The sequence below is a fragment of the Brevibacterium iodinum ATCC 49514 genome, assembly GCF_900169265.1.
GTDB lineage: Bacteria > Actinomycetota > Actinomycetes > Actinomycetales > Brevibacteriaceae > Brevibacterium > Brevibacterium iodinum.
This window is the reverse complement of record NZ_FXYX01000002.1, coordinates 149699-173542: the sequence shown is the minus strand read 5'-3', so window position 1 is coordinate 173542 and position 23844 is coordinate 149699. Positions and strand designations below refer to the sequence as shown.

At 65.0% G+C, this 23844-nt stretch carries 15 protein-coding genes and 1 tRNA gene; 13 read left to right on the top strand and 3 right to left on the bottom strand.

The window, feature by feature from the left end:
* Nucleotides 1–72: 72 nt before the first annotated feature.
* From gltB to BI49514_RS16480, 6 genes are all read left to right on the top strand, one after another.
* On the top strand, nucleotides 73–4767 hold the full coding sequence (gene gltB / locus BI49514_RS03565) for a glutamate synthase large subunit (protein WP_101544345.1): 4695 nt from the start codon (nucleotides 73–75) through the stop codon (nucleotides 4765–4767).
* Nucleotides 4760–6217, top strand: coding sequence for a glutamate synthase subunit beta (locus tag BI49514_RS03560; protein WP_101544342.1), 1458 nt, complete (start codon nucleotides 4760–4762; stop codon nucleotides 6215–6217). The genes gltB and BI49514_RS03560 overlap by 8 nt, the downstream gene beginning before the upstream one ends.
* Nucleotides 6218–6343: 126 nt before the next feature.
* A complete protein-coding gene (gene pyk, locus BI49514_RS03555; protein ID WP_101544340.1) occupies nucleotides 6344–7891 on the top strand; it encodes a pyruvate kinase in 1548 nt (515 codons plus the stop codon).
* Nucleotides 7892–8108: 217 nt separating this feature from the next.
* On the top strand, nucleotides 8109–9482 hold the full coding sequence (locus BI49514_RS03550) for a dicarboxylate/amino acid:cation symporter (RefSeq protein ID WP_101544338.1): 1374 nt from the start codon (nucleotides 8109–8111) through the stop codon (nucleotides 9480–9482).
* A complete protein-coding gene (locus BI49514_RS17255; protein WP_101544337.1) occupies nucleotides 9367–9894 on the top strand; it encodes a GNAT family N-acetyltransferase in 528 nt (175 codons plus the stop codon). Before BI49514_RS03550 ends, BI49514_RS17255 begins: the two co-directional genes overlap by 116 nt.
* Entirely contained in the window at nucleotides 9842–10000 is a 159-nt protein-coding gene (locus BI49514_RS16480) for a GNAT family N-acetyltransferase (RefSeq protein ID WP_167443898.1), read from the top strand. The genes BI49514_RS17255 and BI49514_RS16480 overlap by 53 nt, the downstream gene beginning before the upstream one ends.
* Nucleotides 10001–10174: 174 nt before the next feature.
* Here BI49514_RS16480 and BI49514_RS03540 read toward each other — a convergent pair.
* Nucleotides 10175–10256, bottom strand: a tRNA-Leu gene (locus BI49514_RS03540).
* A 192-nt stretch (nucleotides 10257–10448) separates the two neighbouring features.
* Between BI49514_RS03540 and BI49514_RS03535 the strand changes: the two genes are divergently transcribed.
* Nucleotides 10449–11069, top strand: coding sequence for an ANTAR domain-containing response regulator (locus BI49514_RS03535; protein WP_373284070.1), 621 nt, complete (start codon nucleotides 10449–10451; stop codon nucleotides 11067–11069).
* A 117-nt stretch (nucleotides 11070–11186) separates the two neighbouring features.
* Here the strand turns inward: BI49514_RS03535 and BI49514_RS03530 are convergent, their stop codons facing one another.
* Nucleotides 11187–11648 carry a PaaI family thioesterase gene (locus tag BI49514_RS03530; protein ID WP_101544333.1) on the bottom strand — a complete coding sequence of 154 codons (462 nt, stop codon included), beginning with the start codon at nucleotides 11646–11648 and terminating at the stop codon, nucleotides 11187–11189.
* Between the two features lie 42 nt (nucleotides 11649–11690).
* On the opposite strand from BI49514_RS03530, the gene polA reads away from it, so the two are divergent.
* A complete protein-coding gene (gene polA, locus BI49514_RS03525) occupies nucleotides 11691–14354 on the top strand; it encodes a DNA polymerase I (protein WP_101544332.1) in 2664 nt (887 codons plus the stop codon).
* Between the two features lie 397 nt (nucleotides 14355–14751).
* On the opposite strand, the gene BI49514_RS03520 is transcribed toward polA, so the two are convergent.
* The gene (locus BI49514_RS03520) at nucleotides 14752–15591 is read right to left on the bottom strand and encodes a class I SAM-dependent methyltransferase (protein WP_101544330.1); all 840 of its coding nucleotides are present in this window, start codon (nucleotides 15589–15591) and stop codon (nucleotides 14752–14754) included.
* 206 nt (nucleotides 15592–15797) lie between these two features.
* Here BI49514_RS03520 and rpsA point away from each other — a divergent pair, with 206 nt between their 5' ends.
* From rpsA to BI49514_RS03495, 5 genes are all read left to right on the top strand, one after another.
* Nucleotides 15798–17282: a 30S ribosomal protein S1 gene (gene rpsA / locus BI49514_RS03515; RefSeq protein WP_101544328.1), complete on the top strand. Its 1485-nt coding sequence runs from the start codon at nucleotides 15798–15800 to the stop codon at nucleotides 17280–17282.
* A complete protein-coding gene (locus BI49514_RS16475) occupies nucleotides 17260–19155 on the top strand; it encodes a hypothetical protein (protein WP_180954348.1) in 1896 nt (631 codons plus the stop codon). The genes rpsA and BI49514_RS16475 overlap by 23 nt, the downstream gene beginning before the upstream one ends.
* A 9-nt stretch (nucleotides 19156–19164) precedes the next feature.
* Nucleotides 19165–20340 carry a dephospho-CoA kinase gene (gene coaE / locus BI49514_RS03505; protein WP_101544326.1) on the top strand — a complete coding sequence of 392 codons (1176 nt, stop codon included), beginning with the start codon at nucleotides 19165–19167 and terminating at the stop codon, nucleotides 20338–20340.
* Nucleotides 20341–20430: 90 nt separating this feature from the next.
* Entirely contained in the window at nucleotides 20431–22563 is a 2133-nt protein-coding gene (gene uvrB, locus BI49514_RS03500) for an excinuclease ABC subunit UvrB (RefSeq protein ID WP_101544325.1), read from the top strand.
* 186 nt (nucleotides 22564–22749) lie between these two features.
* Nucleotides 22750–23808 (top strand): TerC/Alx family metal homeostasis membrane protein, encoded by a 1059-nt coding sequence (locus tag BI49514_RS03495; protein WP_101544323.1) that lies wholly within the window; start codon nucleotides 22750–22752, stop codon nucleotides 23806–23808.
* The last annotated feature ends 36 nt before the right edge of the window (nucleotides 23809–23844 follow it).

The window sequence follows — 23844 nt, the reverse complement described above, 5'->3', positions numbered from 1 at the left end:
TTTCGGACTTGTCCACACCGCAAGGGACAGCGCCGTCTTTTCGGAAAGCACTCAACACCGAGAAGGCAGCATATGAACCACAGCGCTCAGTCGACCCCCAAGACCACGGCCCCACCTGGCCGCATCGGGCTCTACGATCCGGCGCTCGAACACGACAACTGCGGTCTGGCCCTCATCGCCCGTTACAGGGGTGGAGCCGACCACACGGTCATCACCCAGGCCCTCGACGCTCTGCGCAGGCTCGAACACCGCGGCGGAATCGGTTCCGACGACGGGACCGGAGACGGTGCCGGACTGACCATCCAGATCCCGCACGACTACTTCGCCGCCGTTCTCGGTGAATCCGGAATCTCACTTCCGGCGCCGGGCAGCTATGCCATGGGCATCGGCTTCTTCGCTCAGGACTACGCAGCCGATCTCAACGCCGTCACCGCCCCGCTCACCCCGGAGACGCAGCCCGATTTCAGCGTTGACGCCGCAGGCGTCGATCAGGACGCACTCGTGTCCAGGATCGCCGCGGAAGAGGGACTGCAGGTCCTCCACGTGGAATCCGCGGCCGTCGACCCCGGAGTGCTCGGTCGGATCGCCGCCGAGACCATGCCGTCCATGCGCTACGTGTTCTTCGGCTGTGATGAGAACCATCCCGCCCGTGATGAGAACGATCTCGCTCGCCGGGCGTTCATCGTGCGGAAGCGACTCGACAACGCCGGCCTCTACTTCCCGTCGCTGACGCCGACGACGCTGACGTTCAAAGGAATGCTCTCCACGGCCCAGCTCGACCGCTTCTTCACCGAACTCGGCGACGAACGCCTCACCTCGGCGATCGCTCTCGTCCACTCCCGGTTCTCCACAAACACCTTTCCCTCCTGGCAGCTGGCACAGCCGTTCGGCACGATCGCCCACAACGGCGAGATCAACACGGTGCGCGGCAACCGGAACTGGATGCAGGCACGCGAATCCGCCCTGGCCAGCGACCTCCTCGAATCTCCGGTCGCAGGGACGTCCAAGGGACTCGAGCGGATCTTCCCGATCATTCCCGCCGGAGCCTCGGACTCCGCCTCTTTCAACTCGGTACTCGAACTCATGGTCGCCTCCGGCCGGTCGCTGCCGCAGGCCATGCTGATGATGATTCCCGAAGCCTGGGAGAACAACCCGGCCATGTCCGAGGAGCGGCGGGCCTTCTACGAATACCACTCGCTGCTCATGGAGCCCTGGGACGGGCCGGCCTGCGTCGCCTTCACCGACGGCCGACTCGCCGGAGCCGTGCTTGACCGCAACGGCCTGCGCCCGGCCCGGTACATCATGACCGAGGACACCGTCGTGCTCGCCAGCGAGGCCGGAGTCGTCGACCTGCCCGAAGCCGAAGTCACCGCCCGCGGACGCCTGACCCCCGGCAGGATGTTCCTCGTCGATGTGGAGGCCGGACGCATCATCTCCGACACGGAGATCAAGAACAGCCTCGCCACCGAACATCCCTACCGGGATTGGGTCGACGCCTCGGCCACCCGACTGGCCGAACTGCCCACCCGCGTCCACGTCAGCCACCCCGGCGCCTCGGTTCGGAGACGACAGCGGACCTTCGGATACACGGAGGAAGAGCTGCGTGTGCTCATCGCCCCGATGGCCGAAACCGGGGCCGAGCCGCTGGGCGCGATGGGCAGCGACACCGCGATCGCGGCGCTGAGTACCCGCCCTCGGCTGCTCTTCGACCACTTCCACCAGAACTTCGCCCAAGTGACGAACCCGCCGCTGGACTCCATCCGCGAGGACATCGTCACGAGCATGTCGGCCGGAATCGGCCGCGAAGGCAACCTGCTGTGCTCCACCGGGCCGGACTCCGCACATATCCTGCTCGAGCGGCCGGTGATCGACAACGACGAGCTCACGGCGATCGCGCACCTGTCAGGCAGCCACCTCGGCGAGGGAATCACCCGTCCCTCGGTGACGCTGTCGGGTCTGTACCCGGTCGGCGCCGGTGAGGACGCGATGGCTTCTCGCCTCGCCGACCTGTGTGCGGAGGCGAGCGCCGCGGTCGCCGAGGGCGCAGTGTTCCTCATCCTCACGGACCGGGAGTCGAACTCGGAATACGCGCCGATCCCGTCGCTGCTTCTCACCTCCGCCCTGCACCACCACCTCGTCCGCGAGCGCAGCCGCACGCAGGTGAGCATCATCGTCGAAGCCGGAGATGTTCGCGAGGTCCACCATGCGGCCACGCTTGTGTCCTTCGGCGCCTCGGCGGTCAACCCGTATCTGCTGATGGAATCGGCCGAGGATCTTGTCACGTCCGAACGGATCCGAGGCATCAGCGCCGAAGCGGCCGTGGCCAATGTGCTCACGGCGCTGAATAAGGGCCTGCTGAAGATCATGTCGAAGATGGGCATCTCGACCGTCCAGTCCTACCACGGGGCGCAGACCTTCGAGGCTCTCGGACTGGCCGATTCGGTCATCGATGAGCACTTCACCTCGACCCCGCATCAGCTCGGCGGCAAGACGCTGGACGACATCGCGGCCGAGACGACGGCGCGGCACGCCGATGCCTATCGTGAGGACCATCCGCGTCCGGCGCACCGGAACCTGCTCGTCGGCGGAGAATTCCAGTGGCGGAGGGAAGGCCCGGGGCACCTGTTCAACCCGGAGACCATCTTCAAACTGCAGCATTCGACGGCCACCGGTCGCTTCGACATCTTCCGCCAGTACACGCGTGCCGTCGACGAACAGTCCGCCGAGCTGATGACTCTGCGCGGGCTCTTCGACCTGGTCCCGACTGAATCGGGACCGATCGACATCTCCGAAGTCGAACCCGCCGAAGCCATCATGCGTCGCTTCTCCACCGGGGCCATGAGCTACGGCTCGCTGTCGGCCGAAGCACACGAGACGCTGGCGATCGCGATGAACCGGATCGGCGGAAAGTCGAATACGGGCGAGGGCGGCGAGGACACCGAGCGCCTGCTCGACCCGGAACGTCGGTCGGCGATCAAGCAAATCGTCTCCGGTCGGTTCGGCGTCACCAGCCACTACCTCACCGCCGCCGACGACCTGCAGATCAAGATGGCCCAAGGTGCCAAACCCGGCGAAGGCGGTCAGCTGCCGGGGGAGAAGGTGTACCCGTGGATCGCGAAGACCCGCCACGCCACGCCCGGAGTCGGTCTCATCTCGCCGCCGCCGCATCACGACATCTATTCCATCGAAGACCTCGCTCAGCTCATCCACGACCTCGGCCGGGCCAATGCGGCCGCCCGCGTCCACGTCAAACTCGTCTCCGGAATCGGAGTCGGGACTGTGGCCGCCGGAGTGGCGAAGGCCGGAGCCGATGTCGTGCTCATCTCCGGCCATGACGGGGGCACGGGCGCCAGCCCTCTCAACTCGCTCAAACACGCCGGAACTCCGTGGGAGCTCGGACTGGCAGAAGCCCAGCAGACTCTTGTGCTCAACGGTCTGCGCGAACGGATCAGCGTTCAGGTCGACGGGCAGCTGAAGACCGGTCGCGACGTCATCATCGCCGCCCTGCTCGGGGCAGAGGAATTCGGCTTCGCCACCACTGCCCTCGTCGTCTCCGGATGCATCATGATGCGGGTCTGCCACCAGGACACCTGCCCGGTCGGCGTGGCCACGCAGAACCCGAAGCTGCGCGAACGGTTCCACGGTCAGGCCGACCACGTCGTGAACTTCTTCACCTTCATCGCGGAGGAGGTCCGCGGCTACCTCGCACAGCTGGGACTGCGCAGCCTTGACGAGGCGATCGGCGCCGTCGAACGTCTGCGCATCGACGCAGATCGGGCGGCCGCCTCGGGACTGGATCTCGACCTGACCCCGATCCTGACGGTTCCGACCGATCTCGACGGCGCTCCCGCCTCGGCGAGGGTGAGCCAGACGCGCACACCACGTGACTTCGCGGGCGAACTCGACGTTCGACTGCTGGAGCAGGCAGGAGCGGCTGTCGCTGCCGGCTCCCCGGTGCACCTGAATGCCGAGGTGGAGAATACGGACCGGTCGGTCGGCACCCTGTTGGGCCACCGAGTGACTCAGGCCCACGGCGCGGACGGGCTGCCCTCGGGAACCGTGCGCGTATCCCTGAACGGCACGGCCGGCCAGTCCCTGGGCGCCTTCATGCCGCGCGGTGTGAGCATCGATCTGCGCGGCGACGCCAATGACTACGTCGGGAAGGGACTGTCGGGCGGCACGATCAGCGTCGCGCCGCGCCCGGAGAACTCCACCCGACCGGAACACAATGTCATCGCCGGCAACGTCATCGGCTACGGCGCGACGTCCGGGTCGATATTCCTGTCCGGAACGGTCGGCGAGAGATTCCTCGTACGCAACTCGGGCGTCGAAGCCGTCGTCGAAGGCATCGGAGACCACGGACTCGAATACATGACCGGGGGAGTGGCGGTCATCCTCGGACCCACCGGACGCAACTTCGCGGCCGGGATGTCCGGAGGCACGGCCTTCGTCCTCGACTTCAACCCCAGTCGACTCAACCCGAAGGAACGAGCCGCTGGCGTCTTCAGATTCGGCGGCATCGGCGACTCCGATGTGCCGATCCTGCAGAGACTGCTCAGCGACCATGTCGCGGCGACCGGTTCTCCGCTGGCCGGCGAACTGCTGGCCGGACTCGACCGCGGGCAGGACATCCTGTCCCGTTTCACCAAGATCATTCCCGTCGCCTATGCGCGAATCAAAGACATCCAGGAAGAGCTCGAGAACCGCGGCGAAACTGCCGATTCCGAGAACACCTGGCAGACCATTCTGGAGGCCGCACATGGCTGATCCGCGAGGATTCCTCACCACCACCGAACGCGAACTCCCTGCGCGCAGGCCCGTGCCGATCCGGCTCATGGACTACTCCGAGGTCTACGAAAAGGGTGATCCGGCACAGCTGCGCCGACAGGCTTCTCGCTGCATGGACTGCGGAGTGCCCTTCTGCCACCAAGGATGTCCGCTGGGCAACCTCATTCCGGAGTTCAACGACGCCATGTATCGCGGGGAGCTCTCCCGCGCTGTGGAACTGCTCCACGCGACGAATAACTTCCCCGAGTTCACCGGCCGGGCCTGCCCGGCACCGTGTGAGAACGCCTGCGTGCTCGGCATCAACCAACCCGCCGTGACGATCAAACAGGTCGAAGTCTCCATCGTCGACGACGGATTCGCCGCCGGACTCATCACCCCCGACGTCCCCGACAGGATCACCGGGCACACCGTCGCCGTCATCGGCTCCGGACCGGCCGGACTCGCCGCCGCTCAGCAGCTGACCCGAGCCGGGCACACGGTCGTCGTCTTCGAACGCGAGGACCACCTCGGCGGACTGCTTCGCTACGGCATCCCGGACTTCAAACTCGAGAAGCACCATATCGACCGCCGCCTGACCCAGATGCGTGCCGAAGGCACTCGGTTCGAAACCGGAGTCGAGATCGGCCGCGACATCGACTTCGCCGCACTGCAGACTCGCTTCGACGCTGTGCTCGTGGCGACCGGAGCCACCGTGCCGCGCGATATGGAGCTGTCGGGGCGCGGACTGGACGGAATCGAATTCGCGATGGACTACCTCGTGCCGTCCAACCGGGCACAGGCGTCCGACGCGGCCTCGGCGACAGACTCGGCACCGTTCATCGATGCGGCCGGCAAGCACGTCGTCATCATCGGCGGCGGCGACACCGGAGCGGACCGCCTGGGCACGGCTCTGCGCCAGGGAGCCGCCTCGGTGACGACACTGGCCATCGGCGCCCAGCCGCCGGTCGACCGCGGTGCCGACTCGCCGTGGCCGACGGTGCCGCGGATCTTCGAGGTCCAATCCTCACACGAGGAGGGCGGAACCAGGCGGTATCTGGCTTCGACGACGCGGTTCGTCGGAGACGATTCGGGCAAGGTGAGCGGAATCGAGGTAGCACAGACGCAGTTCGCCGACGGCCGCCGCATCCCGACACCGGGCACCGAGCACGTCATCCCGGCCGATCTCGTGCTGCTGGCACTGGGATTCAGCGGACCGGAGACCGCGCAGATCGATCTCGACGCCGGTGCAGGTGGGGCATTCGAACGGGCCGAAGACTATGCGGCGCAGCCGGGAGTCTTCGTCGCCGGCGATGCCGGACGCGGACAGTCGCTCATCGTCTGGGCCATTGCGGAAGGCCGTGCCGCGGCCGCGGAAGTCGACCGGTTCCTGACCGGGTCGACGCGGCTTCCGGCACCCGTGCGGCCCACCGACGAAGGGTTCAAATGCTAAGATAATGCATGTCAGAAATTGAGAAAGGGTGGTGGTGCGGCACAGCGAAGTGCCGCACTATCACCGCCCGTGACCAGCGTAGCGCGGTGGAAACCGCCCGCAGAGACTTTAGGTAGGGTGGAGCGTATGAGGCGTGCAAAGATAGTCGCAACTTTAGGTCCGAACCAGAACTCCTATGAAGAGATCCGCGAGCTAGTCGATGAGGGCGTCGATGTCGCCCGATTCAATCTGAGCCATGGAAAACGAGAAGAGCACGAAGAGAAGTTCGCCTGGGTCCGCCAGGCCGCACTCGACACCGGACGCCCCGTCGCCGTCCTGCTGGACCTGCAGGGTCCGAAGATCCGCGTGGGCACCTTCGCCAACGGGAAGGAAGAGCTCGTCGAAGGGGCCACCTTCACCATCACCAGCCGTGAGGTCCCCGGCAGCGCAGAACTCGTATCCACGACCCTGCCGACCCTTGCAGAAGACGTCTCCGTGGGCGATCCGCTGCTCATCGACGACGGGCGCCTGCGCCTGCGCGCCACCGAGGTGACCGACACCGACGTGGTCACCGAGGTCGAGATCGGCGGAACCATCTCCAACCACAAGGGCATCAACCTCCCCGGCGTCCCGGTCTCCGTCCCCGCTCTGTCGGAGAAAGACGTCGACGATCTCAAATGGGGACTTCAGCTCGGCTTCGACTGGGTGGCCCTGTCCTTCGTCCGCAGCCCTGAGGACATGAACGATGTGCGCGCGGTCATGGACGAAGTCGGCATCACGGCTCCGGTCATCGCCAAGCTCGAGAAGCCGCAGGCCGTCGACCAGCTCGATGAGGTCATCGATGCCTTCGACGGAATCATGGTCGCCCGCGGCGACCTCGGCGTCGAACTGCCGCTCGAACAGGTGCCGATCGTGCAGAAGCGGGCCGTTGAGATCGCCCGCCAGCAGGCCAAGCCCGTCATCGTGGCCACGCAGATGCTCGAGACGATGATCGATGCGCCGCGGCCCACCCGCGCCGAGGCCAGCGACTGCGCGAACGCCGTCCTCGACGGCGCCGATGCGCTCATGCTCTCCGGTGAGACCTCGGTCGGTGCGCACTGGGTCGAGGCGATCCGGACGATGAGCCGGATCATCGGCTCCACCGAAGAACACGGTCTCGAGCGGATCCCGGCACTGGGCACCGTCCCGCACACGAAGGGCGGAGCCGTCACCGCCGCTGCCGTGCAGATTGCTGAGCAGCTCGATATCGACCTCCTGTGCACCTTCTCACAGACCGGCGACTCCGTGCGGCGCATGTCGCGGCTGCGCCCTGCTTGGCCCATCCTCGGCTTCACGCCCGACCCGCAGGTCCGCCACCAGCTGGCGCTGACCTGGGGAGTGCGCCCGTACCTTGTGAAGACCGTGCGCCACACCGACCAGATGGCGCGCCAGGTCGACGCCGTTCTGCTCGCGGACGGCACTGCCCGCGAAGGCGATCAGAGCATCCTCGTGGCCGGTTCGCCTCCCGGGATCCCCGGTTCGACGAACGCCCTGCGCATCCACACCATCGGTGATGCCGCCAAGGGTGTGACGGCCGCCTATCAGGACGCCTCGGACTCGGAAGAGGATCCGCTGGCCGGATACGGAGTCGTGGCCGAAGCGCCGATCACCCGTGAAGTGCCGATCGTGCGCGAAGGCCACTCGCCCCGCCACTGACCGCCACCAGGCTCAAACGCCGGCGGCGCTGCCCCATGACCCCGGGGCGGGCGCCGTCGGCGTCTCTGTGTCCGGGACCGAGCGTGGACCGATTCCAAACTGCGAGACAGATCACTGGGGTCCAGGGAATTTTGGAAATTGCTCAACAGTTGTGCTCTCTGTTGCCCAATCCTCCCTGCGAATCTCAGAGGGGAGGACCTGCTAGGAGAGGAATTCAATGAGACTGCCCGCGTGGAGCAAGTCATTCGGAGTGCAGGTGACTATCGCACTCATCGCCGGTGTCATCCTCGGGCTCATCGCCCGCTCATGGGGACCGGTCAGCGACACCACTGACAACTGGCTCGGCCAGACCCTGGACACCATCGGCTCGTCGTATGTCACACTGCTCAAGGCTGCCGTCGTCCCACTGGTCATCACCGCGATCATCGCGAGCATCGGCAACCTGCGCAAGGTCACCAACGCCGCCAGGCTGGCGATGTCGACCCTGCTGTGGTTCGCCCTCACCGCTCTCATCGCCGTCGTCCTCGGACTCATCATCGGCATCGTCATGCAGCCCGGCGCCCACGCCGATGCCGCTTCGCTCAACGCCGGTGCACCCGACTCCCAGGGCAGCTGGCTGGGCTTCCTCACCGGACTGATCCCGGTGAACTTCCTCGGCCTCGAGGTGGCCACCGCACCCGATGACGCCGGAGTCATGACCTCCGAGGTCAACTTCAACATCCTCCAGCTCATCATCGTCTCCGGTGCCATCGGCATCGCCGCGGTCAAGGTCGGCAAGGCCGCAGAGCCGTTCCTCCAGTTCACCGAGGCGGCCCTGGCCGTGGTCCAGAAGGTCGTCTGGTGGATCGTGCGCATCGCCCCGATCGGTACCCTCGGCCTCATCGGCAACGCAGTGAACTCCTACGGCTGGTCGACGATGGGCTCGCTGCTGTGGTTCGTCGTCGCCGTCTACATCGGTCTCGCGATCGTCTTCTTCATCGTCTATCCGGCCCTGGCTCGCGCCAACGGGCTGTCGGTGCGCCAGTACTTCTCCGGAGTCTGGCCGGCCACTCAGATGGGATTCGTCTCCCGGTCGTCGATCGGCACCATGCCCGTGACGCAGAAGGTCGCCACCGACAACTTCGGGGTGCCCCACTCCTACGCCGCCTTCGCCGTGCCCTTCGGTGCGACGACGAAGATGGACGGCTGTGCCGCGATCTATCCGGCCATCGCCGCCGTGTTCGTCGCTCAGTTCTTCGGCATCGATCTCTCCCTCATCCAGTACCTGCTCATCATCTTCGTCGCTGTCATCGGCTCGGCCGCAACGGCCGGCACGACAGGTGCGACCGTGATGCTCACCCTGACCCTGTCGACCCTGGGTCTGCCCCTCGAGGGCGTCGGACTGCTGCTGGCCATCGAGCCGATCGTGGACATGGGCCGTACCGCGCTCAACGTCTCCGGTCAGGCACTCGTCCCGGCCATCGTTGCCAAGCGGCATGAGATCCTGGACGTCGAACGCTACGATGCCCTGCGCATCAACGGCTACGTTCCGACCGAGGAGGACGCAGATGTCGACGAGACCCGCACCGAGGACGTCCGCAGTCAGAGTTGATCTTCTCCCAGCCGAGGGGGTGGCCGAGCACGATGTCCTGCAGGTGACATCGCTGCGCGGCCGCCTCGTCGATTCAGGTGCCGCTCTCGGCTGGGTCTCAGCTCCGACTGTCGAGGAGATCGCGGATCTCGTCGGCTGCCTGGCTGCGGGCACTGACACCGGGGATTCCGCTGCCGCAATCGCTCGCACCGGAACCGAGATCACCGGCTTCGCGTACTGGAATCGGTACGCTCGCGCGCCGATCCGCCCCCAGGTCGACATCGAAAAGGTGGCCGTCGCCCCGGACGCTCAAAGTCAGGGCGCGGGCAGGAAGCTGATGGAGGCGCCCATTCGGGCGGCACGTCATCACGGGCACGGAAGTGGTCACTCTCGCCCTGCGTGGGGACAATGCGGCCGCCATCGGCCTCTATGAATCCCTCGGCTTCACCCGATACGGACGACTCCCGGGCTTCGTGGCGGTGGGGGAGAAGCGATACGACACGCTGCTGTACTCCCTCGACCTGCGCACAGGCCAGTGATTTCGCGTGAACTGAACCCGCCCCATCTCTCTGAGGGCAAATCCAGGTCACCATCGGAGACATTCCGCCGCACGAAATGTCCGATTGCGACCTGGATTCGGGAGTTGGAGCCGCCGTCACCCGGGGAAATGCAGAAGGCACTGTCGACATCACGTTCGACAGTGCCTTCGTCTGTACCGGATGCGGGACTCGAACCCGCACGTCTTTCGACAATGCATTTTGAGTGCACCGCGTCTACCGATTCCGCCAATCCGGCTCGTCACGAGCAGTCCCTTGCGGACCGCCTGTGCAACGGGGACGATTCTACTGCGCGCGCGGACCGATTGCACAATCGCCACCCGCCGAGGATGCCCTCCGGTGGCCACCGTCACCGCCCGTGGCCACCCTCACAGAATAAACTTCCGGGTCCGCTGGCCATGACGCTGAGCGGCTGGTCTAGACTGGTGCCGTGCTTTCAAACAGCGAAGAATCAACTTCAGATGAGTCCGTGCCGGTCCGCCGCGTAGTCGTGGCCGAAGACGAGGCCGTGATTCGTCTCGATATCGTAGAAATGCTCCGCGAAGTCGGCTATGACGTCGTCGGTGAAGCTGCGGACGGCGAATCCGCCATCCGCCTGGCTGAGGAGCTGCGCCCGGACCTCGTCGTCATGGACATCAAGATGCCCATCCTCGACGGAATCTCCGCCGCCGAGCGCATCGCCAGGGCCCGCATCGCCCCCGTGGTTCTGCTCACAGCCTTCTCGCAGAAGGAGCTCGTCGAGCGCGCCCGCGATGCGGGTGCCATGGCCTATGTCGTCAAGCCGTTCACCTCGGCCGACCTCATCCCGGCCCTGGAGATCGCGCTCTCGCGTCATGCCGAGATCAGCTCGCTCGAGTCCGAGATCTCCGATCTCACCGAACGCTTCGAGACCCGCAAGCTCGTCGAGCGCGCCAAGAGCCTGCTGCAGACCTCCATGGGTCTGAGCGAGCCCGAAGCATTCCGCTGGATCCAGAAGACCTCGATGGACCGTCGCCTGACGATGCGCGAGGTCGCTGAGACCGTGCTCAAACAGATCGGCACGAAGAAGTAATCACCTCCCGGACCGGTCACGGTCCGGATCCGGAACCCGAGAGGGCCGACGAATCCCGAGATGGATTCGCCGGCCCTCTGCTTTCGCTGTGGACTTTCGCCGAGGACGAGCCGTGCCTCAGCCCTTCGGCTCGGTCTTCAGAATCATATTGGTGATCCGCACGATCGAGAGCAGGCGCCCCGCCTCGTCGGTCATCTTCACCTCATGGGAGACGATCGTGCGTCCCTGGTGGAGCACCTCGGCGCGACCAGTCACCACGCCCGCTCGCGCGGCACGCAGGTGAGTGGCGTTGAGATCGACCCCGACGACGTTCTTACCGCCGGAGAGCAGATACGAATGCATCGAGGCCAGGGATTCGGCGAGAACGACGTGGCCGCCTCCGTGAAAGAGACCCATCGGCTGCCGGTTGCCGACGACCGGAGCTGTGGCCACGACATGATCGTGGGCGAGGTCGACGAACTCGATTCCCATCCTCTCGGCCAGCTCACCCCCTGACCCCGGCGTGCGAAGCTGCCCGAGCAGCGTGTCGATCTCCTCAGGGGAGGTGTGAGCGGTCAGGGACACGTCGGGACGCAGCATCGGTTCTCCTTCAAGTCAGCTTCGAACGCTAGGCTATGCCATGTGAGTCACTCAAACGAATCCCTCCTGCTCATCGACGGACACTCCCTGGCCTACCGGGCATTCCACGCCCTGCCGGTCGAGAACTTCTCCACCAGCACCGGCCAGACGACGAACGCCATCTACGGCTTCATCTCCATGCTCATCAACGTCCTCCGCGACGAAGAGCCCAGCCACGTGGCCGTGGCCTTCGACCTCGGACGCCAGACGTTCCGCCTCGAGGAATACCCCGAGTACAAGGCCGGACGGGCGAAGACTCCGCCCGAGTTCCATCCGCAGATCGACCTCATCAAGGACATCGTCACGGCGATGGGCATCCGGGTGGTGACGAAGGAGGGGTTCGAGGCCGATGATGTTCTGGCGACGATGGCGAAGATGGGCACGGACGCCGGCTCGTTCGTCGAGGTGATGAGCGGAGACAAGGATTCGTTCCAACTCGTCTCCGACCGGGTGACGATCCTCTACCCGAAACGCGGAGTCAGCGACCTCAACCGGATGACGCCGGCCGCGGTCGAGGAGAAGTACGGGGTGAGCCCCGCGAACTACCGGGGGCTGGCCGCGCTCGTCGGTGAGAAGGCCGACAATCTGCCCGGTGTGCCCGGAGTCGGTGACAAGACCGCCGCGAAATGGCTCACCGCACACGTCGATCTGCCCGGGGTGTTGGACAACGCCGACAAGATCGGCGGCAAGGTCGGTGAGAAGCTGCGCGACCATATCAGCGAGGTGGAGCGGAACTACCGACTCAACCGCCTCCTCGACGACGTCGACTTGGGACTGGAGTTCGACGACCTGGCCTGGGGCGAAGGCGACCCGGCCGAGCTGTCGAGCCTGTTCGACCAACTCGAGTTCCAGGCCCTCGGCAAGCGTCTGGCCGCGATCTTCCCCGAGGCCGGAGCCGAGTCCGAGCCGGCACCGACACGCGAGACGAACATCGAGACCGTCGACATCGACACTCTGCTGACGAAGATCGCCGACCACGATGTGCTGGCGCTTGATTCCGACGCCTCCTTCGAACTCGGACACGGTCAGGCACGGACCCTGGCGGTCTCCGCCGAACCCGGCCAGGCCTGGGTCGTCGACCTCGCCGAGGCGGGGCAGAAGGCCGTCGGCGCGCTCGGTTCCACCCTGGGCGGGCATTCGCTCATCCTCCACAGTTCGAAGCTGCAGATCAAAGCGTGGGAGTCGATGGGACTGTCCGTGACGGATATCGCCGGGGACACGGCCCTGGCTGCCTACCTCCTCGTTCCCGATGCCCGGTCCTACGAACTCGGTCAGATCGCCGCCGACCGCGCCGGAATGGATCTCAGCGAACCCGAGTTCGATACAGGACAGCTGGCCCTCGACCTCGACTCGGATGCCGCGGCGACTACGCACGGCCAACGTGCCGCCGCCCTGCTCGAGGTTCACGAGGTGCTCGCGAAGGCCGTCGAGGACGCGAACATGACGGAGGTCTACCGCGAGATCGAACTGCCGCTCGTGCACGTGCTCGCGCGCATGGAAGCGACCGGGATCGCCGTCGACGAGACCGGACTGTCGAACCTCATCGACGAATTCACGAAACAGGCCGAAGCCAGCGCGGGGGAAGCCTATGAGGCGATCGGCCACGAGGTGAACCTCGGTTCTCCCAAACAGCTGCAGGCCGTGCTCTTCGACGAACTCGATATGCCCAAGACCAAGCGGACGAAGACCGGTTATACGACCGATGCCGACGCCCTGGCCGAACTGTTCGTCAAGACCGAACACCCCTTCCTCCAACACCTGCTGGCCTACCGGGATTCGACGAAGCTCAAGCAGACCGTCGTCGGACTGCTCAAAACTGTTGCCGACGACGGCCGCATCCACACCACCTACCAGCAGACCGTGGCCGCCACCGGACGGCTTTCGTCGCTGGACCCGAACCTGCAGAACATTCCGGTGCGGACCGAATCAGGCCGCCGCATCCGAGACATCTTCATCGCCGACCCCGAGGTGGCTGAGGGGACTCTGCTCACCGCCGACTACTCGCAGATCGAAATGCGGATCATGGCTCATCTGTCCGGCGATGCCGCGCTCATCCAGGCGTTCAAGGACGGCGAGGATCTCCACTCCTATGTCGGCTCGAAGGTCTTCGGAGTCGGCATCGACGACGTGGACTCCGAGATGCGCTCGAAGGTCAAGGCCATGTCCTACGGGCTGGTATACGGGCTCTCCGCCTACGGCCTCTCCCGGCAGCTTGCGATCGGCGTCGATGAAGCCAAGGGGCTGATGGACCAGTACTTCGAACGCTTCGGTGCCGTCAAGGACTACCTCGACGACATCGTCGAGCAGGCTCGCGCGAAGGGGTTCACGGAGACCATCATGGGCCGTCGTCGTTATCTGCCGGCGCTGCACAGCGAGCGTCGGCAGCTGCGGGACATGGCCGAACGCGCCGCACTCAATGCTCCGATCCAGGGTTCGGCAGCCGACATCATGAAGATCGCCATGCTCAAGGTGGCCGGCCGTCTGGACGGTCTCCGCTCGCCGATGCTGCTGCAGGTCCATGACGAGATCATCGTCGACGTCCGTCCGGACGAGATCGATGAGGTGAAGACGATCGTCACGGAGGAGATGGGGTCGGCCTTCGAACTCGATGTGCCTCTGGACGTCAACGTCGGCACCGGACGATCCTGGCACGCCGCCGCCCACTGACCTCTGCCCACTGAACCGCCGCTCTCGTTCAAGCACAAGCGCAGAAAAGGGTCTCGCCTGCGCTCGTTCACGCGTCCCCGCAGTTTGCGCGCCGTGTACCACACGACATCCGCGCGGGCGCTTGAACGGGAGCGCGGCGGGTGAGATACGCGGGGCGAGGGCGGTTTGAACGAGGACACTGTGTGCCGAAGGCTGGCACTCTGATAGTCGCGAGCCGGTACATCTCCGCTCTGCACTGAGCTCCGCAGACGCGGATGCGACGATCATGCCGATCGCCGTGGAACTCGCGGTGCAGAGCGGAAAGGGAAGTTCAGTGCTCGCCGGGCTGACCGGGCGCGGGGGGACTGGCGAAGGCCTTCACAGTCCTCGGCTGAGGATCGTCTCTATTCCGGCCCCGTCAGTCCTTGGTCAGGGTGGTGGAGAAGATCGCGGTACCGGGCATGAGCGCACCACGCAGCGGCGACCAGCCGCCCCAAGCGGTCCGATTCTCGTCGGGCCATTCGGGTTCGGTCACCGAATCGATCGTGAAGCCGGCCTCGACGAGGAGACGGACCCAGTCGCTCATCGTCCGGTGATGCTCGGCGTAGACCGGCTGACCGTCCGAAGACAGCTCGACGTACGGAGTGCGATCGAAGTACGAGTACTCAACCGTCAGACCGGCCTCACCCGGAACATCGGGGAACATCCACCGCATCGGGTGAGTCGTCGAGAAGACCCACTGTCCGCCGTTGCGCAGCACTCGGGCCACCTCGGCGAAGACGACCTCGGCGTCCTTGACGAAGGGCAGGGCGCCGTAGGAGGAGAACGCGCGATCGAAGCTGTTCGATGCGAACGGCAGCTGTCGGGCATCGGCGAGAAGGAACGTCGGCGGAGTCGCCTCGGCGCTCAGGGGATGTTCGCGCTGCAGACGCGAGGCCTGCTCGAGCATTCCGGCGGAGACATCGACACCTGTGGTGATCGCGCCCTGCTCGGCCAGCCACCGGGAGCACTGACCGGCACCGCAGCCGACCTCGAGAACCTGCTTCCGGGCGACATCGCCGAGGAGGCGCACATCGGATTCGTGAATTCCTTCCGGACACCAGATGAAATCCGAAGCCCCGAGGAACGTGCCGTGTTCGGCGAGATACTCCTCGGCCGAGTTGTCCCAATAGCTGCGATTGGCCCGGACGGAAGCCTCTTCGTCGATCGGGAGATAGCCACCGCTGATGACCTCGGCTCCGTCAGTTCCTTCGCTCATGGTTCCTCCGTGGCCCCAGGTGGTGATGATTCGTCTCTTCGGCGTGCATTCACACCCGATAAGGTGCTAGCATTGACAACCGTATGCGCCTGTGCATACAAGTCCAAATTCGCAATCGAGACCGGATTCGGTTCTTGCGGCAACTTACACGACCTGTCGCCAGGGTACCGGATCTGGACCAATATTCCATCGGAGTCCCTACCTATATGACCACCACCACGCCGGAATCGGTGCAGCCGAAGCAGGTCGCTGTCAACGACATCGGAACCGCTGAGGATTTCCTCGCCGCCGTCGATGAGACCATCAAGTACTTCAACGATGGCGACATCGTTGAGGGCGAAGTCGTCAAGGTCGACCGTGACGAAGTCCTCGTCGACATCGGATACAAGACGGAAGGCGTCATCCTCGCGCGTGAGCTTTCCATCAAGCACGATGTCGATCCCGGCGAAGTCGTCGAGGTCGGGGACGAAATCGAAGCCCTCGTTCTTCAGAAGGAAGACAAAGAGGGTCGTCTCATGCTGTCGAAGAAGCGCGCTCAGTACGAGCGTGCCTGGGGCGACATCGAGAAGATCAAGGAAGACGACGGCGTTGTCACCGGCACCGTCATCGAGGTTGTCAAGGGCGGCCTGATCGTCGACATCGGACTGCGCGGCTTCCTGCCCGCGTCCCTGGTCGAGATGCGCCGCGTCCGCGACCTCGCCCCCTACATCGGCCAGCAGGTCGAAGCCAAGATCATCGAGCTCGACAAGAACCGCAACAACGTGGTCCTGTCGCGCCGTGCTTGGCTCGAGCAGACCCAGTCGGCCGTCCGTCACGACTTCCTGCAGACCCTGCAGAAGGGCCAGGTCCGTCCTGGTGTCGTGTCCTCCATCGTCAACTTCGGTGCGTTCGTCGACCTCGGTGGTGTCGACGGACTCGTCCACGTCTCCGAACTGTCCTGGAAGCACATCGATCACCCGGGTGAGGTCGTCACCGTGGGCGACGAAGTCACCGTCGAGGTTCTCGACGTCGACATGGACCGTGAGCGCGTTTCGCTGTCGCTCAAGGCCACCCAGGAAGATCCTTGGCAGCACTTCGCTCGCACGCACGTCATCGGACAGATCGTGCCGGGCAAGGTCACCAAGCTCGTTCCGTTCGGTGCATTCGTGCGCGTCGAAGACGGCATCGAAGGCCTCGTCCACATCTCCGAGCTGGCCGTGCGCCACGTGGATCTGCCCGAGCAGGTCGTCTCGGTCGAAGGGACCATCTATGTCAAGGTCATCGACATCGACCTTGAACGCCGCCGCATCTCGCTGTCGCTGAAGCAGGCGAACGAAGGCGTCGACCCCGAGGCCGAAGAGTTCCTCGACCCCGCTCTGTACGGCATGCCGCAGGAGTACGACGAGGAAGGCAACTACAAGTACCCCGAGGGCTTCGATCCCGAGACCAACGAATGGGTCGAGGGCTACGAGGCTCAGCGCGAGACCTGGGAGCAGCAGTACGCCGCCGCTCAGGAACGCTGGGAAGAACACAAGAAGCAGGTCGCCAAGGCCATCGCAGCGGATGCCGAGGCCTCCGCAGCCGATGCCGTCGGATCTGCCGAAGCCGCTCCGGCCACCGGATCGTTCTCCTCCGAAGAGGCGAGCGACGAGGGCACCCTGGCCAGCGACGAAGCTCTCGCAGCCCTGCGTGAGAAGCTTGCAGGCAGCTGATAGCAGCCACCAGAAGGGCTCCCGGTCGGCAGGCCGGGAGCCCTTTCTGTATGCCCCCAAGGCTCGGGCACGCCTGCGCCCGTGGCTGTGGTACACGCTCATCCTGTGTGTCGGCAGCCTGACCGTCTTCGGCTCCGTCGCCGCGGACCCCGGCGGCAGCGTCGTCGCCTCCAATGACGACACCTCACTGTTCATCTGGTGGCTCGGGCACGGCGCGCAGGTTCTCGCAGACATCCTCGGATTCGGACCGGGGGAAACCGGCGGCCTGCTGTACACGGAATCGATGAACGCCCTCGGCGGGGGAGTCAACGGAGCCTGGAACACCTCGCTCGCCGGGTTCGCGATCCTGCTCGCTCCCGTGACGTGGGTGGCCGGCCCCATCGTGAGCTACAACCTCCTCATCCTCGCCTTCCCGGTGTTCGGCAGCCTGGCCGCAGCCGTGCTCTTCCGCCGTTTCCTCGACCGTCTGCCCGCTTTCATCGCCGCTGCTGGGGTCGGCTTCTCCAGCTATGTCATCGCCCAGCTCGGCGGCCACCCGAACCTCGCCTATATCGTCACTCCGCCCCTGACCGCCTGGGCGATCCTCGCTCTCCTCGACCTCGGCCGCGCGACACAGGTGGATTCCGGCCGTTCTCTGCTGCGCAGCCGTCGCCTGTGGCTGCTCGGAGGAGGCTTCGGGTTCCTCCTCGGCTTCCAGTTCTACGTCTCCACCGAAGTTCTGGCCGGAACCTTCCTCGCGGCACTCTGCTTCCTGGCCAGCCTCGGCGTCTTCGGACGCCGCCTCTACCGCGCCCGGTCATGGGTCGCCCTCGGTCTCGGTTCCGCAGTCGCCGGGTGTATCGCCATGCTGTGTGCGATCCCGCTGCTGGTGACCATGTCCGGACCGAACGCCCCACAGGGCGTCATCCGCCCACACGGAGTATGGAACACCGACCTGCTCGACCCGATCCTGCCCGCAGCCCCGGCCTGGCTGAGTTCCGGAGTGTCCCCTCTGCCCCGGATCATGGAGATCGACCCCGCCGAACTCGGCGCCTACGTCGGCGCACCAGCACTGGCGGCGGCTGTGCTCATCGTCCTCGGCCTCGCCCGACGATCCGCGCACGAGGTGCCGGTGCGCATCGCTACGAGCACCGGCATCCTCGTCGGTCTGCTGGCACTCGGCTCACCGATTCTCCTTCGCGGCCGAATCGCCCTCGAGACCGGTCCGTTCGCCCTCATCGAAGCCATCCCCGTACTCAACAACATCCTGCCCATGCGGCTCGTCCTCCACTCGACGATCGCGCTCTTCGCCGTGCTCGGCATCGGCCTCCAATGGGCGCTGAACCACCATAGACTGCGTCGCGCCCGCGCCTTCCTCATCCTGCTCGTCCTCGCCGCCGTTGCCATCCTCCCCGCTCCGCAGACCGCCCATGAGGTGACAGTTCCGGACTTCTACGAGCACTCCATCGCCGAGGTGATCCCCGCCGGATCCGTCGTCAAAACCTTCCCCCGCCCCCTCGCATGGGCCGAGCCCCACGCCGACGAAGCCATGGTGTGGCAGTCGGTGAGCGGATTCCGCTACCGCGAGACCGGCGGTTACTTCATCGGTTCGAGCCCGGAATCGCCGGTGACGTATTCCGCCCCCGAGGATGCCCTCGACGAACTCCTGCACGGCTCCGTCTTCGACGGGGAGCCCATGCCGGGCGCGGACAGCCCGGAAGTCGCCTCGGCGGTCGCCGAACTGAGGGAGACCGGGGTCGACTTCATCGTCCTCGCCCCCGAAGCTCCGCTCCTGCCGGGAGGTGAGGGAGAGTATGCGGCATTCCTCGATGCCGCCGTCGGAGATCCGATCTTCGCCGATGAGGGAGTGCGGGTCTACCGACTGGATCAGTAGGATGATCCCATGCTGAGAATCGGTCTCACCGGCGGAATCGGCGCCGGAAAGTCAACGGTGTCCGCAATGCTCGTCGAACACGGGGCAGTAATCGTCGACGCCGACAGAATCGCCCGCGAAGTCGTCGAACCCGGACAGCCGCTGCTTGAGAAGCTGGCCGAGGCCTTCGGGCCGCAGGTGCTGCACTCCGACGGTTCGCTCGACCGGCCGGCACTGGCCGCGGCAGCCTTCGTCGATTCCGACCACACAGCACGGCTCAACGGCCTGATGCATCCGGCGATCCGCGACCGCACCGCCGAACACTTCGCCAGACACGCCGAGGCCGAGATCGTCGTCCACGACGTCCCGCTGCTCGTCGAGAACGACATGACACCGGCCTACCACCTCAATCTCCTCGTCGACGTGCCCGCCGAGGTGCGTCTGCAGCGGCTCATGGACTCCCGCGGAATGGACCGCGACGACGCCGCCGCACGGATCTCGCGCCAAGCCGATGACGACACCCGCCGAGCAGCCTGCGATGTCATCATCGACAACTCCGGTCCCGTCGAAGAGACGAAGGCCGCGGTCGCCCGGCTCATCGAATCGCGGATCCGCCCCTTCGCCGCCAATCTCGCGTCCGGGCAGCGGGCACCGAAGGCAGCCCTCGAACTCGTCGATCCCGCGGAGGCCGACTGGATCGGTGACGCACAGAGAGCGATCAGGAAGCTGCGACACGGAACGGGCGAGAAGTTCGCCATCGAACATATCGGCTCCACCTCTGTGCCGGGACTGCCCGCCATGGACGTCATCGATCTGCAGCTCCTCGTCCCCGATCTCACCGCCGCCAGGGAGCTGGCACCCCGACTGGCCGAACTCGGTTATCCGGGTGCCGAGACGAGCGACCATCTCGGCGAAGAGTCGACCGAAGGGAAATGGTTCCACGCGAACACGGACCCCGGCCGCGCCGTCGATCTGCATGTGCGCACTGCGGACTCGGTCGGTGTGCGCTTCGCCCGCGCATTCCGTGACCTGCTCATCGCGGACACGGGCGAGCGGGACCGTTACCTCGAGTTGAAGAGAGACCGTGTGGCCGAAGCCAAGGCTGCGGGCGGGACGAACGGGCAGATGATACGAACATATGCGGAATCGAAGGAACCGTACTTCCTGCAGATGCGCCGCCGACTGGTGCCCGACAGCTTCGACTGACACGCTGACCCACGTCGGCGGACACTTCGCCGAGGCTGTCGTTCCGACTCCGGTCTGCCCAATGTCAGGGGCGGGGGCTAGGGTTGGACTATGAGCTCAGAACGCCCCCTGCCAGCGATCGGCCACCGCCCCGACGTCACCCGTGAGGTGGCGCCCTTCGAGGTCGTCTCCGAGTACTCTCCCTCCGGTGACCAGCCGACGGCGATCCGAGAGATCTCCGACCGGCTCGACGCGGGAGAGCGGGACATCGTCCTCCTCGGTGCCACCGGCACAGGCAAGTCGGCGACGACGGCATGGCTCATCGAGCAGGTGCAGAGACCGACCCTGATCATGGCGCCGAACAAAACTCTCGCCGCGCAGCTGGCGAACGAGTTCCGACAGCTGCTGCCCAACAACGCGGTCGAGTACTTCGTCTCCTACTACGACTACTACCAGCCGGAAGCCTATGTGCCGCAGACGGACACGTTCATCGAGAAGGACTCCTCGATCAACGACGAAGTCGAACGTCTCCGGCACTCGGCCACGAACTCGCTGCTCACCAGACGCGACGTCGTCGTGGTCTCGACGGTGTCGTGCATCTACGGTCTCGGCACTCCTGAGGAGTACGTCGACCGGATGGTCACCCTTCACAAGGGCGACGAATGCGATCGGGACGAACTGCTCAAACGCTTCGTGTCGATGCAGTACGCCCGCAATGATATGGCTTTCACCCGCGGGACCTTCCGCGTGCGAGGAGACACCGTCGAGATCATCCCGCAGTACGAGGAGCTCGCGCTGCGGATCGAATTCTTCGGCGACGAGATCGAAACGCTGCAGACCCTCCACCCGCTGACGGGCGAGATCGTGCGCGACGAGGACACCATCCACGTGTTCCCGGCCAGCCACTACGTCGCCGGTGAGAACCGGATGGCCACCGCGATCAGCGGCATCGAGGACGAGCTGCAGAAGCGGCTGAGCGAGTTCGAATCGCAGAACAAGCTGCTGGAAGCCCAACGGCTGAAGATGCGCACGACCTACGACCTCGAGATGATGGAATCGATGGGTTTCACCTCCGGCATCGAGAACTACTCCCGGCATATCGACGGTCGCGCACCCGGCTCGGCACCGAACTGTCTGCTCGACTACTTCCCCGAGGACTTCCTCCTCGTCATCGACGAATCCCATGTCACGGTCCCGCAGATCGGCGGAATGTACGAAGGCGACATGTCGCGCAAGCGCACCCTCGTCGAGCACGGTTTCCGTCTGCCCAGCGCCATGGACAACCGGCCGCTGAAGTTCGACGAGTTCCGGGAGCGCGTGGGACAGAGCGTGTACCTGTCGGCCACACCCGGCAACTTCGAACTCGGCAACGCCAACGGATACGTCCAGCAGATCATCCGCCCCACCGGACTCGTCGACCCCGAGATCAAGGTCAAGCCGACGAAGGGGCAGATCGACGACCTGCTCGACGAGATCAAGACCCGTGTCGACGCGAATGAGCGTGTGCTCGTGACGACCCTGACGAAGAAGATGGCCGAAGATCTCACCGACTATCTGCTCGAACACGATATCCGCGTCCAGTACCTCCACTCCGACGTCGACACTCTGCGACGTGTGGAGCTGCTCACAGAGCTGCGCGCGGGCGAATTCGATGTGCTGGTCGGCATCAACCTCCTGCGTGAGGGCCTCGACCTTCCCGAGGTCTCCCTCGTGGCGATCCTCGATGCCGACAAGGAAGGCTTCCTACGGTCGTCGACCTCGCTCATCCAGACGATCGGTCGTGCCGCACGTAACCTCAACGGCCAGGTGCACATGTACGCCGACACGATCACGGATTCGATGCGCACCGCCATCGACGAGACCGACCGCAGGCGCGCCATCCAGATCGCCTACAACGAAGAGCACGGAATCGATCCGGCGCCGCTGGTCAAGCGGATCGCAGACATCACCGAACGACTGCAGCGTGAGGACGAGGACACTCGAGAGCTGCTCACCGAGTTCGACTACGGCAAGGGCAAACGAGGCTACAACTCGACCCTGACCGACGAACAGAGGGAAGCCGCCGGCAAGCCCGGTTCGCTGCGCCCGCCGGCGGCTGACCTCACAGAACTCATCGAATCACTGACCTCGCAGATGCATTCGGCCGCCGCGGAGCTGCAGTTCGAGCTCGCCGCACGACTGCGCGATGAGCTCTCCGACCTCAAGCAGGAGCTGCGCCAGATGAAGGAGGCCGGGCACGCCTGATCCGCACCGGTGACGCGCGAGTGATGCCCGCGTGTTTATACTGGTGTGCTGGCGAAAGGGAGTATCCCGTCCATCCGCGGTCGTCACCACGACCCCACCAGGGGTCCGGACGCGGAGCGCACGCAGATTCATCGCGTGGGAGAGACTTTCGACCTGGATACATCCTGTTCACCACGAAAGGCATCCATGGATATCCTGTCCTCCACGCTTGCAGCCGGCGGCAACGCAGCTGCTGCGAGCGGATCTCCGATTCCCGTCTGGTTCATAATCACCTCGGGAACCATCGTCGTTGCGATCCTCGTCTTCGACCTCCTGCTGGTCGTCAAGCGACCACATACCCCGTCGATGCGCGAAGCGAGCATCTGGGTCGCCTTCTACGTCGCCCTGGCGCTGGTCTTCGCCGGCGCGCTCTTCGCCATCGGCGATGCCCAGCACGGCAGCGAGTTCCTCACCGGTTGGCTGCTCGAGTACTCCTTGAGCATCGACAACCTGTTCGTCTTCATCATCATCATGGGCAGCTTCTCGGTACCGCGGAAGTACCAGCAGGAAGTGCTCATGGTCGGCATCATCATCGCCATCATCTTCCGCGGCATCTTCATCCTCGCAGGTGCGGCGATCATCAGCGCCTTCGTCGAAGTCTTCTTCATCTTCGGCATCTTCCTCCTCATCGTCGCCTACCGGCAGGCCTTCAGCTCCGAAGACGAGGGGGACGGCGAGAACGGTCTCATCCGGTTCCTGCGCAAGCGGATCAACGTCGTCGACGAATACCACGGCAACAAGCTGAGGGTGACCCTCGACGACAACAAGAAGTACTGGACCCCGATGTTCATCGTGTTCATCGCCATCGGCTCGACCGACGTGATGTTCGCTCTCGACTCGATTCCCGCGATCTTCGGCGTCACTCAGAACGCGTTCCTCGTGTTCACTGCGAACGTGTTCGCCCTCATGGGTCTGCGTCAGCTGTACTTCCTGCTCGGAGGACTCGTCGACAAGCTCGTCTACCTCCACTACGGAATCGCTGCCATCCTCGGCTTCATCGGCGTCAAGCTCATCATCCACGCTCTGCATTCGAGTGAGTGGGAGTTCCTCTCGTGGGGTCATTCGATCCCCGAGGTGCCGACGTGGCTGTCGCTGACCGTCATCGTCCTCGCCATGGTGGTGGCCACCATCGCCTCACTCGTGAAGATGAAGAAGGACGGCATCTCCTTCAAGGACGTCAGCTCGAACGAATCCGAAGAGGCCTGAGCCGATCGAACCCGGTCGCGCCGGCACCGCCTTCGT

What these genes read in the sequence shown, in the direction of transcription:
- gltB (WP_101544345.1), top strand. Translation starts at nt 73, where the DNA reads ATGAACCACAGCGCTCAGTCGACCCCCAAGACCACGGCCCCACCTGGC.
- pyk (WP_101544340.1), top strand. Translation starts at nt 6,344, where the DNA reads ATGAGGCGTGCAAAGATAGTCGCAACTTTAGGTCCGAACCAGAACTCC.
- uvrB (WP_101544325.1), top strand. Translation starts at nt 20,431, where the DNA reads ATGAGCTCAGAACGCCCCCTGCCAGCGATCGGCCACCGCCCCGACGTC.
- BI49514_RS03520 (WP_101544330.1), bottom strand. Translation starts at nt 15,591, where the DNA reads ATGAGCGAAGGAACTGACGGAGCCGAGGTCATCAGCGGTGGCTATCTC.
- BI49514_RS03560 (WP_101544342.1), top strand. Translation starts at nt 4,760, where the DNA reads ATGGCTGATCCGCGAGGATTCCTCACCACCACCGAACGCGAACTCCCT.
- BI49514_RS03550 (WP_101544338.1), top strand. Translation starts at nt 8,109, where the DNA reads ATGAGACTGCCCGCGTGGAGCAAGTCATTCGGAGTGCAGGTGACTATC.
- BI49514_RS17255 (WP_101544337.1), top strand. Translation starts at nt 9,367, where the DNA reads ATGAGATCCTGGACGTCGAACGCTACGATGCCCTGCGCATCAACGGCT.
- coaE (WP_101544326.1), top strand. Translation starts at nt 19,165, where the DNA reads ATGCTGAGAATCGGTCTCACCGGCGGAATCGGCGCCGGAAAGTCAACG.
- BI49514_RS03530 (WP_101544333.1), bottom strand. Translation starts at nt 11,648, where the DNA reads ATGCTGCGTCCCGACGTGTCCCTGACCGCTCACACCTCCCCTGAGGAG.
- BI49514_RS03495 (WP_101544323.1), top strand. Translation starts at nt 22,750, where the DNA reads ATGGATATCCTGTCCTCCACGCTTGCAGCCGGCGGCAACGCAGCTGCT.
- rpsA (WP_101544328.1), top strand. Translation starts at nt 15,798, where the DNA reads ATGACCACCACCACGCCGGAATCGGTGCAGCCGAAGCAGGTCGCTGTC.